Source organism: Streptomyces sp. NPDC092370 (assembly GCF_044755265.1).
Classification (GTDB): Bacteria; Actinomycetota; Actinomycetes; order Streptomycetales; family Streptomycetaceae; genus Streptomyces.
Genome location: NZ_JBIVQO010000002.1, coordinates 776,176 through 789,530, shown reverse-complemented (window position 1 = coordinate 789,530; position 13,355 = coordinate 776,176). Strand labels below are relative to the sequence as shown.

Annotated in this window: 12 protein-coding genes; 6 read left to right on the top strand and 6 right to left on the bottom strand. The window is 72.4% G+C overall.

What is annotated here, in order from left to right; genetic code table 11:
- Positions 1–72: 72 nt before the first annotated feature.
- Both ACIQHQ_RS10135 and zapE read right to left on the bottom strand, forming a co-directional pair.
- On the bottom strand, positions 73–501 hold the full coding sequence (locus ACIQHQ_RS10135) for a hypothetical protein (RefSeq protein ID WP_402611349.1): 429 nt from the start codon (positions 499–501) through the stop codon (positions 73–75).
- A 198-nt stretch (positions 502–699) separates the two neighbouring features.
- Positions 700–1,797, bottom strand: coding sequence for a cell division protein ZapE (zapE, locus tag ACIQHQ_RS10130; protein ID WP_402611348.1), 1,098 nt, complete (start codon positions 1,795–1,797; stop codon positions 700–702).
- 37 nt (positions 1,798–1,834) lie between these two features.
- Here zapE and ACIQHQ_RS10125 point away from each other — a divergent pair, with 37 nt between their 5' ends.
- From ACIQHQ_RS10125 to msrB, 4 genes are all read left to right on the top strand, one after another.
- Complete coding sequence (locus tag ACIQHQ_RS10125; RefSeq protein ID WP_402611347.1) at positions 1,835–2,638, top strand: pyrimidine reductase family protein; 804 nt, start codon at positions 1,835–1,837, stop codon at positions 2,636–2,638.
- 250 nt (positions 2,639–2,888) lie between these two features.
- Positions 2,889–3,362 (top strand): indole-3-glycerol phosphate synthase, encoded by a 474-nt coding sequence (locus tag ACIQHQ_RS10120; protein WP_402611346.1) that lies wholly within the window; start codon positions 2,889–2,891, stop codon positions 3,360–3,362.
- Between the two features lie 142 nt (positions 3,363–3,504).
- Positions 3,505–4,896 carry a UDP-N-acetylmuramate--L-alanine ligase gene (gene murC, locus ACIQHQ_RS10115; RefSeq protein WP_402611344.1) on the top strand — a complete coding sequence of 464 codons (1,392 nt, stop codon included), beginning with the start codon at positions 3,505–3,507 and terminating at the stop codon, positions 4,894–4,896.
- Positions 4,897–4,910: 14 nt separating this feature from the next.
- Complete coding sequence (gene msrB / locus ACIQHQ_RS10110; RefSeq protein ID WP_352120283.1) at positions 4,911–5,318, top strand: peptide-methionine (R)-S-oxide reductase MsrB; 408 nt, start codon at positions 4,911–4,913, stop codon at positions 5,316–5,318.
- An 8-nt stretch (positions 5,319–5,326) separates the two neighbouring features.
- Here the strand turns inward: msrB and ACIQHQ_RS10105 are convergent, their stop codons facing one another.
- The 4 genes from ACIQHQ_RS10105 to ACIQHQ_RS10090 form a co-directional block, all read right to left on the bottom strand.
- The gene (locus tag ACIQHQ_RS10105; protein ID WP_402611342.1) at positions 5,327–8,185 is read right to left on the bottom strand and encodes an ABC transporter substrate-binding protein; all 2,859 of its coding nucleotides are present in this window, start codon (positions 8,183–8,185) and stop codon (positions 5,327–5,329) included.
- A 303-nt stretch (positions 8,186–8,488) separates the two neighbouring features.
- Positions 8,489–9,226, bottom strand: coding sequence for an FAD:protein FMN transferase (locus tag ACIQHQ_RS10100; protein ID WP_402611340.1), 738 nt, complete (start codon positions 9,224–9,226; stop codon positions 8,489–8,491).
- A 5-nt stretch (positions 9,227–9,231) separates the two neighbouring features.
- Positions 9,232–9,654 (bottom strand): FMN-binding protein, encoded by a 423-nt coding sequence (locus tag ACIQHQ_RS10095; protein ID WP_402611339.1) that lies wholly within the window; start codon positions 9,652–9,654, stop codon positions 9,232–9,234.
- Between the two features lie 13 nt (positions 9,655–9,667).
- On the bottom strand, positions 9,668–11,008 hold the full coding sequence (locus tag ACIQHQ_RS10090; RefSeq protein ID WP_402611338.1) for a ferric reductase-like transmembrane domain-containing protein: 1,341 nt from the start codon (positions 11,006–11,008) through the stop codon (positions 9,668–9,670).
- A 152-nt stretch (positions 11,009–11,160) separates the two neighbouring features.
- Between ACIQHQ_RS10090 and ACIQHQ_RS10085 the strand changes: the two genes are divergently transcribed.
- Positions 11,161–11,859, top strand: coding sequence for a response regulator transcription factor (locus ACIQHQ_RS10085; protein ID WP_402611337.1), 699 nt, complete (start codon positions 11,161–11,163; stop codon positions 11,857–11,859).
- Positions 11,856–13,313 (top strand): sensor histidine kinase, encoded by a 1,458-nt coding sequence (locus ACIQHQ_RS10080; RefSeq protein WP_402611336.1) that lies wholly within the window; start codon positions 11,856–11,858, stop codon positions 13,311–13,313. Before ACIQHQ_RS10085 ends, ACIQHQ_RS10080 begins: the two co-directional genes overlap by 4 nt.
- Positions 13,314–13,355 lie beyond the last annotated feature (42 nt).

Below are 13,355 nucleotides of genomic sequence, written 5' to 3'. Positions count from 1 at the left end.
CTCCTCCTGGCGCGCAGTGGGGGCGCGTCGGACGGGCATGACAGAGGTGGGGGGGGTACTGCGTTTCGCTGCTCAGCAGCGGAAGACCTGCAGGGCTGCAGGGGTGCGCGACGCCGAGGATCTCGACGTGCGTTCGTACGCGGCGCCGGGTCTGACCGGTTCGTCTGCTGTCGGTCGGGTGTGCCTCGGCAGCGGCCGTTCGGGCGCCGTGGGCGCCGAGTCGGCGGCGTGGGACCGGTCACGGGTGCGCAGGGGACCGGTCGGGTCCCCGTGGCGTCCCGCGCGGCACGAGGCCGCCTCGTCACGCAGGGCCTTCCCGGCGAGTTCGGCGCCGGGTCGTGAGGACTTCCCGGAGGGCTTGGTTCCGGAGGCAGCCTTGGCCTGGGCTTCGCTCGACGTGTGCGCGGACGCGAACGACGCCGTGGGTGCGAAGAACTGAAGGGCGAGCAGGGCGGCGGCGAGGATCGAAACCACGGTCCGTGCCGTCGTACCTCGATGCATGCGCCCCCCTTCATATGTGCCGCACGTCTAGTGCGGACCAACGGTTGGTCAACGGCTGGTCAAGAAACACGTTAACCCGGCAAAGTCATTTGCAGGGTTAACTTAACGTTTCCAGCTGAAGAGAGCCTGAAAACCGTGGGTGGGGTGGCTCGAATCGACGCTTCCCTCACGGCTGTTGAAGTTGTAGTGGAGCGGTGATCACCGCGCGTTCGCCAGTGCGCCCGCGTCGCGGGCGAGGGCGGTGAGCCGGGAGATGGCCCGAAAGTACTTCTTGCGGTAGCCGCCGTTCAGCATCTCGTCGCTGAAGAGCTGGTCGAAGGGCAGGCCCGAGGCCAACACGGGCACCTCGCGGTCGTAGAGCCGGTCCGCGAGGACGACGAGCCTGAGGGCCGTCGACTGGTCGGGGACCGGCCGTACGCCGGTGAGGCAGACGGCCTTGATCCCGTCGGTCAGGGCGCCGTACCGGCTGGGGTGGACGCGGGCGAGGTGCTCCAGGAGGGGCGAAAACGCGTCGAGGGAGGCGCCGTTCGTGGCGTGTGCCGTCTTGGTCACCTGTTCGTCGGAGTACGGCGGCGGCGCCTCGGGCAGACCGCGGTGCCGGTAGTCCTCGCCGTCGATGCGCAGGGCGCGGAAGTGGGCGGACAGGCCCTGGATCTCGCGCAGGAAGTCGGCGGCGGCGAACCGCCCCTCGCCGAGCTTGCCCGGCAGCGTGTTGGAGGTGGCGGCGAGCGCGACGCCGGCGTCGACGAGTTTGCCGAGCAGCGTGGAGACCAGGACGGTGTCGCCCGGGTCGTCGAGCTCGAACTCGTCGATGCACAGCAGGCGGTGGCCGGACAGTGTCTGGACCGTCTTCTGGAAGCCGAGGGCGCCGACCAGGTTGGTCAGCTCCACGAACGTGCCGAAGGCCTTGAGCGCGGGCTCGGCCGGGGTGGCGTGCCAGAGGGAGGCCAGCAGGTGGGTCTTGCCGACGCCGTAGCCGCCGTCGAGGTAGACGCCGCGCGGGCCGGAGGGGGCCTTCTTCGCCGCCCTGCCGAAACCGAACAGCCGCCGCTTGCCCGGACCGGCGCTCGCGCCGAGTCCTGCCGCGAAGTTCTCCAGGACGGTGACGGCCTCGGTCTGGCTGGGCTGGTTCGGGTCCGGGATGTACGTGCTGAAGCGGACGGAGTCGAACCGCGGCGGCGGCACCATCTCGGCGACCAGCCGGTCCGCTGGCACATGCGGCTCACGGGCGCACAGCGAGAGCGGGGCCGGGTCGCTCACGGGGCCGTTTCCGGAAGGGGCAGGGGAAGAGGACACGGTTCACCATGCTACGGCGCGTGGAACACTGCACGGCATGCGACGTCTGTTCCCTGTGACCGATGAAACAGCAGCTCCGGCCCCGGGTGGCGCGTCCGGTGGGGACGCCGGACGGGAGTGGAGCCTGGACGAACTGGCGGCCGCGTACGCCTACCCCGAGCCGGGGCCCGGGGGCCGGGTGCCGTGGCTGCGCGCCAACATGGTGTCCACGCTGGACGGTGCCGCCCAGCACGACGGCCGTTCGCAGCCCATTTCCAGCGCCACCGACATGCGGATCTTCGGCACCCTGCGGGCGCTCGCCGACGTCGTGGTCGTCGGCGCCGAAACGGTGCGCAAGGAGGGGTACCGGCCGGCCCGCGCGCGGGAGGACTTCGCGGCGATGCGGGAGGCGGCCGGGCAGCGGCCCGCACCCGCGATCGCGGTGGTCACCGCCGGCCTCGACCTGGACTTCTCGCTTCCGCTGTTCACCTCGCCCCTGGTGCCCACCCTGATCCTCACCGGTGCCGCGGCCGCCCCGGACCGGGTCGCCACCGCGGAGAAGGCGGGCGCCAGGGTGGTGACCGCGGGGGACGGCATCGGCGTCGATCCCGCCCGCGCCGTCCGGGCCCTCGCCGACCTCGGCCACACCCGCTTGCTGACCGAGGGCGGCCCGCGGCTGCTGGGCCAGCTGGTCGCGGCCGGTGTGCTCGACGAGCTGTGCCTGACCGTCTCCCCGATGCTCACGGCGGGCGACGCGCAGCGCATCGCCGGGGGGCCGGCGGTCACGGTCCCGCACCGCTTCGAACTGGTGTCGATGCTGGAGGAGGACGGTTTCCTGTTCACGCGCTACGGGCGTGCCTGACGCACTGAACCGCCGGTCGCGGGGTACAAGGTGTCGACGGTCGGACCATCACACCGGCTGGTGCGTCCGGAAACGGGGCCGAGGTCGCCGTCGGGCCGTTCGTGGCGGAATGTGCGATTCCGTTTGCTGTGCGGAGGGCACACTGGGTCCGCAGTACCCGTGGGAACACGGGGCAGGATGGTTTCCGCAGGGCCCGGCGCGGCCCGCGGAGGAGCGGGGCCACGGGCCCCCGGAGCAGAAGGGGCGCCTGGTGTTCACCAGCGTATTGATGATCGAGAAGGCGCTGACGTCCGCCGACGTGGAGTTCGTCACCACCTTGCACGGCGAGGAGCAGGTCTCCTTCCACGTGCTGCTGCAGCCGCGCGGAGAGCAGGCGGACCGCCTGCTGCGGGCCATCGACGACGTGGCGCTCGGCGAGCTCGACGAGGCCGTCCGCGAGGGGGAGACACCGGAGGGCGAGGAGGCGCTGACCGTGGGGCAGCGGGCCCTGGAGGTGTCACTCGCCGCGCTGCGCGCCTCGGGCAGTACGGCGGAGGGGCGGCTGATCGAGGATCACCCGCTGGACGCGCTGAAGTCCCTGGTGGAGGAGGTCGGGGCGGACGAGGTCATCGTGCTGACCGATCCCCACTACGTGGAGGAGTTCTTCCACCGCGACTGGGCCTCCCGGGCCCGGCACAAGGTGGGGGTGCCGGTGCTGAAGCTGTTCTCGCACAGCAAGGCGTAGTGCCGGGCTGTGATGTTCGTCGGGTGCGGGCCGCTCGTGGCCGCTCGCGCGGCTCCCCGCGCCCCTGATGGGCACGGCGGCCCCGCGCACGCAATAGGCTTGGCCCCGCTCACCCTCGTCACCCGAACTTGGAGACACACGCATGGCAGCCGGCCTTCCTCCCGCCATGGACCGACCGCACTTCATCGGGATCGGTGGGGCCGGAATGTCGGGGATCGCGAAGATCCTGGCGCAGCGCGGGGCCGCCGTGGCGGGCAGCGACGCCAAGGAGTCGGCCACGGCCGAGGCGCTGCGGGCGCTGGGTGCGACCGTGCGCATCGGGCATGCCGCCGAGCACCTCGCCGATGACGCCAGCTGTGTGGTCGTGTCGTCGGCCATCCGGCAGGACAACCCCGAGCTGGCCCGCGCGGCCGAGCTGGGCATCCCCGTCGTGCACCGCTCCGACGCGCTCGCCGCCCTGATGGACGGGCTGCGGCCGATCGCCGTCGCCGGGACCCACGGCAAGACGACCACCACGTCGATGCTGGCGGTATCGCTGAGCGAACTGGGCCTGAAGCCCTCGTACGCGATCGGCGGGGACCTGGACGCGCCCGGCTCCAACGCGCTGCACGGCGAGGGCGAGATCTTCGTCGCCGAGGCGGACGAGTCGGACCGCAGCTTCCACAAGTACGCGCCCGAGGTCGCGATCGTCCTCAACGTCGAACTCGACCACCACGCCAACTACGCGTCCATGGACGAGATCTACGAGTCGTTCGAGACGTTCGTGGGCCGGATCGCCGAGGGCGGCACGCTGGTGATCGCCGCCGACCACGAAGGCGCCCGGGAGCTCACGCGCCGCGTCCGGGCCCGCGACGTGAGCGTGGTGACGTACGGCGAGTCCGAGGACGCCGGCGTGCGCATCCTGTCCGTCGTGCCGCAAGGGCTGAAGAGCGAGGTCACCGTGGTGCTGCAGGGTGAGGAGCTGACCTTCACGGTCTCCGTGCCCGGCCGGCACTACGCGCACAACGCGGTCGCCGCGCTGGCGGCGGGCGTGGCGCTCGGAGTCCCGGCGGCCGAGCTGGCCCCGGCGATCGCCGCGTACACGGGCGTGAAGCGGCGGCTCCAGCTGAAGGGCGAGGCCGCGGGCGTGCAGGTCATCGACTCCTACGCGCACCACCCCACCGAGATGACCGCCGACCTGGAAGCCATGCGCGCGGCGGCCGGGGACGCCCGGATCCTGGTCGTCTTCCAGCCGCACCTCTTCTCGCGCACGCAGGAGCTCGGCAAGGAGATGGGCCGGTCCCTCGCCCTCGCGGACGCCTCGGTCGTGCTGGACATCTACCCGGCCCGTGAGGACCCGATCCCGGGTGTGACGAGCGAGCTGATCATCGAGGCGGCCCGGGCCGCGGGCGCGGACGTGACCTCCGTGCACGACAAGGCGGACGTTCCGTCGGTCGTCGCGGGAATGGCGAAGCCCGGGGATCTCGTTCTCACCATGGGAGCGGGCGATGTCACCGACCTCGGCCCGCTGATCCTGGACCGTCTGTCGAACTGAGGGGCTGGAGGCTCATGCCGTACGACGTGGAGAAGCCGGACGAGCAGTGGCGTGCGGAGCTGTCCCCGGGGGAGTACGCGGTCCTGCGGCAGGCGGCCACCGAACCCGCCTTCACCGGTGAGTACACCGACACCAAGACCCGGGGCGTCTACTCCTGCCGCGCCTGTGGCGCGGACCTGTTCACCTCGGACACGAAATTCGAGTCCCACTGCGGCTGGCCGTCGTTCTTCGACCCCAAGGACACCGACGCGGTGGAGCTGATCGAGGACCGTTCGCACGGCATGATGCGGACCGAGGTGCGGTGCGCCCGGTGCGGCTCGCACCTCGGGCACGTGTTCGCGGGCGAGGGGTATCCGACGCCCACGGACCAGCGGTACTGCATCAACTCGATCGCACTGCGCCTGGCCCCCGAGGAGGGCTGAGGCGCCGCTCAGCGGATGCGGCACTCCTTCTGGGTGAGGGGTGCCGTTTTCCCCGCGGGGCGCCGGCACACCACGCGCGGCGCGGAGGTGCCGTCGTCGGTGCGGCGGACCTCCTTGAGGACGATGCTGTGCCCGGTGCGGTCGCCGTACAGCGGGGCGCCGGTGAAGTCGATGGTGCCGGTGGCCATCCCCTCGATCTTGACGTTGCGCAGATTCACCCAGGTCGAGGCGCGGCTCTGCGGCCGGTCGTCGCGGGTGGCCGCCCAGAACAGGGCACGGGTCGCGTCGTGCGCGAGGGCGGTCTGGCCGCTGGCCAGGGCGGGGCTGTCGTAGCGCAGACGGCGGCCTCGCATCCCGGGCAGGTGCTTGGCGGCGTCCAGGTAGAAGCCCGTTGTGGTGGCGGCCGTGCGCAGCTCGGCGAGCGCCGCGTGGTACAGCGTGACCTTCGGCGCGACGGACTGGCCGCCGCCTGCGAAGTCGGCCTTGGACAGGTCGTCGCCGGTGAGGATGGCCAGGGGCTTGCCGGCGCAACCCGGCTCGGTGCCCAGCTGGGTCATCAGGGGGTCGATGTCCTCCACCCGGCCCGCGAAGTAGACCACGGACGGGACCCGTGCGCCCCGGCAGATCTCTTGGGCGTGCGAGCGCAGTTCGGGCTTGCCGCCCCGCAGGGTGTAGCGGCGCTGGCCGAGGAGGGTGAAGCCCTGCCGTCGCAGCATCCGCTGGCCGTAGCGCGCCTGCTCGTCGGTGTAGAGGTCGTCGCTCTTCGCCGTGTCACGGGCCAGCACGAGGGCGTACTGCCGTCGGCCGGGGGTGCGCAACTGGGCCGCGATCAGACCGAGTTGCCGAGTCTGCCACTCGTCCGTGGCGGCCAGGCTGAACCAGTTGGCGAACTCGCGGGGCAGATAGGTCGCGGAGTTGGTGCCGGAGACGATCGGCAGGCCGGCCTCCATCAGGATGCGGGTCGTGGCCCGGCTCGACTTCAGGTCACGGCCGGTGCCGACGACCCCCACCACCGTCGGATCGTGGGCGGCGTACGCGGCGATCGCCTCGGCCATCTCCTCCTGGTGGCCCAGGTCCACGCCGCCGTTGGCGACCAGGACGCGCAGCTTCACGCTGGAGTTCTCGTTGACGACGGCCTGCGCCAGGTACACGCCCGCCAGCTCCTCGGCGCCCTTCACGAGGGAGGAGCCGGCCGCGGCGTCGGCGCTGAGCGGACCGGCGTAGACGACGGTGACGTACCTGCCGGCGTGGTCGGCGAGGACGTCCTCGTTCTGCCGGGCGATGCGGTCCTCCAGGTCGGCCACCGTCCAGGGGGTCTGGTCGTCGACCGTGAGCGCCTTGACGTCGTCGCCGGGCTCGGGCGCGGGCAGCCAGTCGGCGAAGCGGACGCCGTCCGTCGCCACGCCGATGCACTCCGTGCGGCCGTCGGGCGCCGCCTCGCGCCGGGTGTCGCGGTTGGCGGTCAGCACGGACGCCGAGCAGTACCGGTCGTGCAGGGCGTCGGCCCGCATGACGGTGCCCGCGGCCAGCAGGGCGATCACCAGAACCAGGGTGTGCAGGGCCCACACCAGCCGGGCGGGCGTCGGCCGGGTGGAGGCCCGCAGATGGTGACGGCCCTCCTCGGCCGGGCCGAGCTGGTCGTGCGGCAGCGGGACCTTCATCACCCACGGCAGGACGGACCGCTCCCGGCTGGGCGACTGCTCGGCGCGCAGGTTGCGGCCCCACTCCCGGTACCAGGTGCGCAGCCTGGCGCCGAACGTGGGCGGCACCACCTCGGGCGCGGGCGCCGTCCGGACGACGCTGCGCTCCAGGCGCGGCACGTCGTGCGTGCGCACCGCGGCCACCACGAGCAGCGGGTCGAGCTCGCTGCGCCGGCTGCGGACGTCGCTGATGGCCCGGATCAGTTCGATGCCGCCGTTGCGGTCGTCGGCGTGCGGCAGGAACAGCATCGGCGGGCGCGGCCGTTTGAAGCCGCGCAGGTCCCAGCTCCAGCGGCGGTGGTTGTCCCGCAGGTCCTCGCGCAGCGCCAGCACGTACAGCTGGAGGTGGAAGTCGCCGCCCGCCGTGAGCGCCTCGGCCACGTCGTGGGCCCGGGCCGCGATCGCCTTCCAGGAGCGCACCGGCCGCAACAGCGAGACCTCGGTGGGCTCCTCCTGGTCCGCCGCCCTCAGGAAGGTCGTCGTCATGAACCAGCGGCTCTCGCGGCGCAGCCACAGGAAGATCGGCGCCCGCCCCGGCAGGGCGTAGTTGAGGACCGTCAGCAGCAGCAGGAAGACCAGACCGGAACCGACCGCCACGTACCACGCGCTGCGGGCCAGCAGCGCGGCGAGCACGGTCATGAGGCTCGCCGGGAAGATGTGCGCCATGTCGAACAGCGGCAGGCCCGAGCGCCAGCGCGCGGAGTTCTTCGGCCGCCAGCGCTGCTGCGCCAGCTCGTTCAGCAGCCGCTGGCGCTGGTCCTGCCCGGCCTCGGGACTGCCGGGGACGGGCGTCGGCCAGGTGTCGCCGAGAGCCGCCACCGCGTCGTCGATGGCGTGCACCAGCCGCAGCCGCGGGAACGCGTAGCGCCGGTAGACCGCCTTCGGGCCGCCCCACTTCCTCGGGTCGCCGAGTGCCCGCACCAGGGCCGCGGCCCGCCGCACCTCGGTGGAGCCCTCGTAGGCATCCTGCGTCACCGCGCAGCGCGTGCCGTGCGCCTCCTGTCCCGCGTACAGCTGCCGGACCAGCCCGGCCACCGCGTCGTCGTCCCGGTCCTCCTGTGCGTGCACGACGAACACCGGCATCGGCGGTTCGGCGCTCCGGCGGAAGTCCTGGATGAGGATCTCGAGCTGGTTCTGCAGGAGGCGCCCGGCGTCGCTCTCCGGCATGCCGTCATGCCCTCCGGGGCACTCCGGCGGTGTGCGATCGGCGTTCACCATGGGCAACCCCCGTTAACCTTCGGTGACCTACGAGGCTAACCGGTGCGAGTGGTGTGGGAGTGGGTGACGGACGAACTCCCGTTGCGTCCCGGTCGTTGAGCCGGCCGCGCGCGACCCCCCATGGGCCTGGATGTTCCTCGGGCTCGGGGCCCGACCCGCTGCCGGACTACGCGCGGGCCGTCACCGGCAGCATGTTCTTCGTCCCCCGGCGGGCTCCCCGGAGGACCTGCCCGGCAGCTGACCGGCGCCGGTTCACACCGCCGCGACCCCATCGGCCGCCGCCCGCGGGAACCCCGCACTGCGCAGTACCCGTCTTTTCGCGTCCACCGCGAACACCTCGCAGTTCTCGCGGGCCGCCGCCCACTCGACGCCCTCCGCGCCCAGCGCGAACGCGGCCGTGGCGACGGCGTCGGCCTCCGTCAGGGTCGGGGCCACGACGGTCATGCTGAGAAGGCCGGTCGCGGGGCGGCCGGTGCGGCCGTCTAGGATGTGGTCGCCGCGTTCGTAGCGGGCGGAGGTCGCCACCGCCCGGTCCGTGACGTCCAGGACCGCGCACAGCCGGTCGGCGTGCCCGGGGTGCCGTACGCCGACGCGCCAGGGGCCGCCGGAGGCGATCACGTCGCCGCCCGCGTTGAGGCAGAAGCGCCGCGCCCCGGACGCCCGCAGCAGCTCCGCCCCCTTCTGCACCGACCAGCCCTTCACCACGGCGCAGGGGTCGAGGCCGCGACCGGGCAGACGGACGTCGAAGGCGCCCCCGGTCGCGATCCGGTACTCCTCGCACAGCTCCAGGACCTCGCGGAGCCCGGGGCCGGGTTCGCGCACCTCCCGCCGGTCCAGTCGGCACACCTCGCTGTCCGGGCGGAACGGGCTGAACCGCGCGTCGACCTCGCGCAGCCAGGCGAACAGGCCGTCCACCGGTGCCTCGGGGAAGTCCTCGTCGTCGATCCGTACCGACACCGGGAACCCCATCACGTGCTCGACGCGCCGCACGTTCCTCAGCCCCTCGCGTCGATGGCGGCCTGGAGCGACTCCTTGTAACCGTCACTGGTGATCGTGGCGCCGGACACCGTGTCGATGCCGGCGCTCTGTGCCCGCAGGGTCTCCTCGATCAGCTTCGGCACGGCGGCCGTGGTCTGCGGATGGTCCGGCCGGCGCAGCATCCGCACCGAGGCGATCTCGTCGCCCTCGAAGGTGACCTGGACCTGCACCGGTCCCTTCTCGGTGTCGACGGTGGACCCCGACACGACCGTGGTCGTGGTGCCGCCGGGCCCCGCGGACGACGAGACCGAGGGCGTCGACGCCAGCGCCGCGGCCCCCGTGGCGGCCGACGACGGCCCCGTGTCGTGCGACGGGGCGTAGCGCCAGACCGGGATCAGGCCGGCAACGCTCAGAACGAGGACGGGCAGGGCACGCTTCACGACAGTCTCCTCGTCATCCGGCCAGGCTGAAGCGTTCGAAGTGGGTCTGCGACGACGGCACGCCCAGCTCGCGCAGGCTGCCGAGCACCGCGTTCATCATCGGCGGCGGACCGCACAGGTAGACGTCCCGCCCGGCGATGTCCGGCACCAGCCGGATCAGCTCCCGCGGCGCCAGCCGGTCCGGCACGGGCGGACCCGTGACCAGGTGCAGCTCGGCGCCCTTGGCGAGCGCGAGATCGCGCAGTTCGTCGTGGAGGACGGCATCCCCGTCCGTGGCGACCCGGTGGATCACGACCGCGTGGCCGTGCAGTTCCTCCAGCAGGGCCCGGATCGGCGTGACACCGACGCCACCGGCGATGAGCACGGCGTCCGGGCGGGTGCGGTGCAGGGCGGTGAAGGCGCCGTAGGGGCCCTCCGCGAACACGCGCGTGCCGACCTCGAGGTGCCGCAGGGCCGCGCTGCCGTCACCGGCCCGCTTGACGGTCAGGCGCAGCGTACGGCCGTCGGGGGCGGCGGACAGTGAGAACGGGTTCGCCTGCCACCAGCGGTCCTTCGTCAGGAATCGCCACAGGAAGAACTGCCCGGCGCGGGCGGGCAGCCGGTCCAGGTCGCGGCCGGTGACGTAGACCGACACCACCTGGTCGTTCTCGGGAACGACCGCCGTCACCCGCAGCCGGTGCCGCAGGTTGCGCCACAGCGGCAGCACCAGTCGGCCGGCGAACACCGAGGCCAGGGCCACGCCCCACACGCCGTACCAGTACGCCGTCGCCACCGGTGACGAGGTGAACGTGGTCCCGGCCGCGACCTGGTGCGTGAACGCCAGGACCACCGCCACGTAGGTGTACAGGTGGATGAAGTGCCAGGTCTCGTAGGCCAGCCGGCGTCGGGCGTAACGGGCCGAAACCGCGCCGACCACGATGATGACCGCCAGGGCGACGATCGCCCGGAGCACGCCCTCGACCGTCTCGGCGAGGTCCACCAGCTGGTTCACCGGGTCCAGCGACGAGGCCCGCGCATAGCCGAAGACGATGAACACGCCATGCGCCAGCAACAGCCACAGCACCGAGAAGCCGGTCCAGCGGTGCCAGGACGTCAGCCGGTCCATGCCGATCCGCCGGTCGAACCACGGCAGCCGCGCCACCAGCAGCAGCTGGAACGCCATCAGCAGCGCCGCGTACAGCCCGGCCAGCCGGCCCAGCACGATCAGCGCGTTCGAGGCGAAGCCGGCCTGCGCGAAGAAGACGGCCACCACGACCGCGTTCGTCAGCAGCACCGCGTTCAGGCCGGTGCGGCCCACCACTGCGGGCCGCACGCCCGGGCGGGTCGCCTCGGGAGGTTGCTGGAGGGTCGTCACGGTCGGCAGCTCCTTGATCGGATCCTGGGACACCGAGCTTGGCGCGGGGGAGCTGTCGGGAAGCTGTCGCTCAACTTTCAAGTGTTTATCGATCGCGCGGTGAAGGGATGCGCGGCTATGGCGGCACGGGACCCGTGCAGCACTATGAGCTCGTGGAAAAGGTACGACTGCTCGTCGTCGACGACGACCCGCCCATCGCCGACCTCGTCGCGACCGTCGCCCGCTACGAGGGCTGGGACGCGGTCACGGCGTACACCGGCGAGGACGCGCTGCGGCGGGCCGCCGAGTTCCATCCCGACATCGTGGTGCTCGACCTGATGCTGCCCGGTGTCGACGGCTTCGGTGTCCTGGACCGGCTGCGCGCCTCCGGCACGATGGTGCCGGTGGTCTTCCTCACCGCCCGCGACGGCGTCGCCGACCGGGTCGCCGGCCTCACCCGGGGCGGGGACGACTACCTGGTCAAGCCGTTCGCCGTGGAGGAGCTGATGGCCAGGCTGCGGACCGTGCTGCGGCGCAGCGCCGGGCCCGCCTTCCAGCGGTCCGTGCTCCAGGTCGGCGACCTGACGATGGACGAGGACACCCGCGAGGTGCGGCGCGGCGACAGGCTGCTGTCGCTGACCCCGACCGAGTACGAGGTGCTGCGCTACCTCATGCGCAAGTCGCCCACCGTGCTCACCAAGGCGCAGATCCTCGACCACGTGTGGGAGTACGGTTTCGGTGGCCGCTCCAACGTCGTCGAGCTGGTCGTCAGCAGGCTGCGCCGCAAGCTCGACGAGACCGACGACGGCGGCGCGCCGCTCATCCACACCGTGCGCGGATTCGGGTACGTGCTGCGCCAGGCCGCCGAGTGATCGCCCGGCTGCGAGGGGCCTACCGCAGGATGCGGCTCGGCACCCGGCTGGCCCTCGGCCTCGGCGCCCTGTCCCTGGTGGTGTTCGCCGTCGTCGGCACGGCCATGACCACGTACATGCGGGACTATCTCTCCGCCCAGCTCGACACGCAGCTGGCGCAGGCCCAGATCGCGCAGTCCAAGAGCATCGCGGACTACGGCACCCTCTCCGGCAAGAAGTACTACAGCTGGTTCTACGCCGTGTACGACGTGCGGGACGGTACGCCCGAGCTCCGCAGGCCCGAGGACCCCGCCGATCTGCCCGAGGACGTCGACGACTTCACCTCCCTGGCCCGGGCGCAGACCGCCGCGCACACCGAACTCCTGCGCACCGAACACCTCAAGGGCGCCGGTTCCTACCGGCTGCGCGCCTGCCAGGTCGAGCGCGGTGTGGTCCTGGTCAGTGCCGCGCCCCTGGAGGACATCGAGGACACCGTCGGGCAGCTGATCACCCTTCAGGTCGTCACCTTCGCGCTCGCACTGCTCGCGCTGGTCGTCTTCGGCCGCCGTATGCTGCGCCGCGGCCTGAAGCCGCTCAGCGACATGGCCTCCACCGCGCACGGCATCGCCTCGCACGACCTGACCGAGTCGGCGGCCCGGCTGCCGCTGCGCGCCGACGGCCGGGACGGCGGGCCCGAGGTGGACGAACTGCGCACGGCCTTCAACACGATGCTGGAGCACATCGACGACTCCCTCGCCGTGCGCGCGGAGGCCGAGCAGCGGCTGCGCCGCTTCGTCGCGGACGCCTCGCACGAGCTGCGCACCCCGCTGATGTCGGTGCGCGGTTACGCCGACCTCTTCCAGTACGCCGCCGCCAACGCCCCGGAGGAACGCGACCGGCACCTGGCCAGGCTGCGTGCCGAGGCCGCCCGCATGGGCATCCTCCTGGACGACCTGCTGCTGCTCGCCCGGCTGGACGCGGCGGAGGTGGAGGCGCCGCTGCGTCTGCAGGACGCCGATCTGGTGGAGCTGGTGGGCCAGGCCGCGGACGCCTTCCGGGCGGGCCGCCCCGACCATCCGCTGACCGTCCTCGTGGGCTCGGGCCCGGTGCGGCTGCCGATGGACCCGCTGCGCATCCGGCAGGTCGTCGACAATCTCCTGACCAACGCCGCCGTGCACACCCCGGCCGGCACGAAGGTGTCGGTGGAGGTGACTCTCGCGCCCGGCGCGGCCGAGGTGCGGGTCGCCGACACCGGACCGGGCATCCCGCCCGGCGACCTGGCCCGCGTCTTCGACCGCTTCTACCGCGTCGACAAGGCCCGCAGCCGCGACCGCGGCGGCAGCGGCCTCGGTCTGGCGGTCGCCCAGTCCCTGGTCCGCGCCCACGGCGGCCGCATCGAACTGAACAGTGCGCCGGGAGCGACGGTGTTCACCGTGCGTCTGCCCGTGGCGGCGGCACGCGGTGCGGGCCGGTGAAAGGGGCCTCCTGGTGCCCCACGGTGGCCGCATCGAACTGAA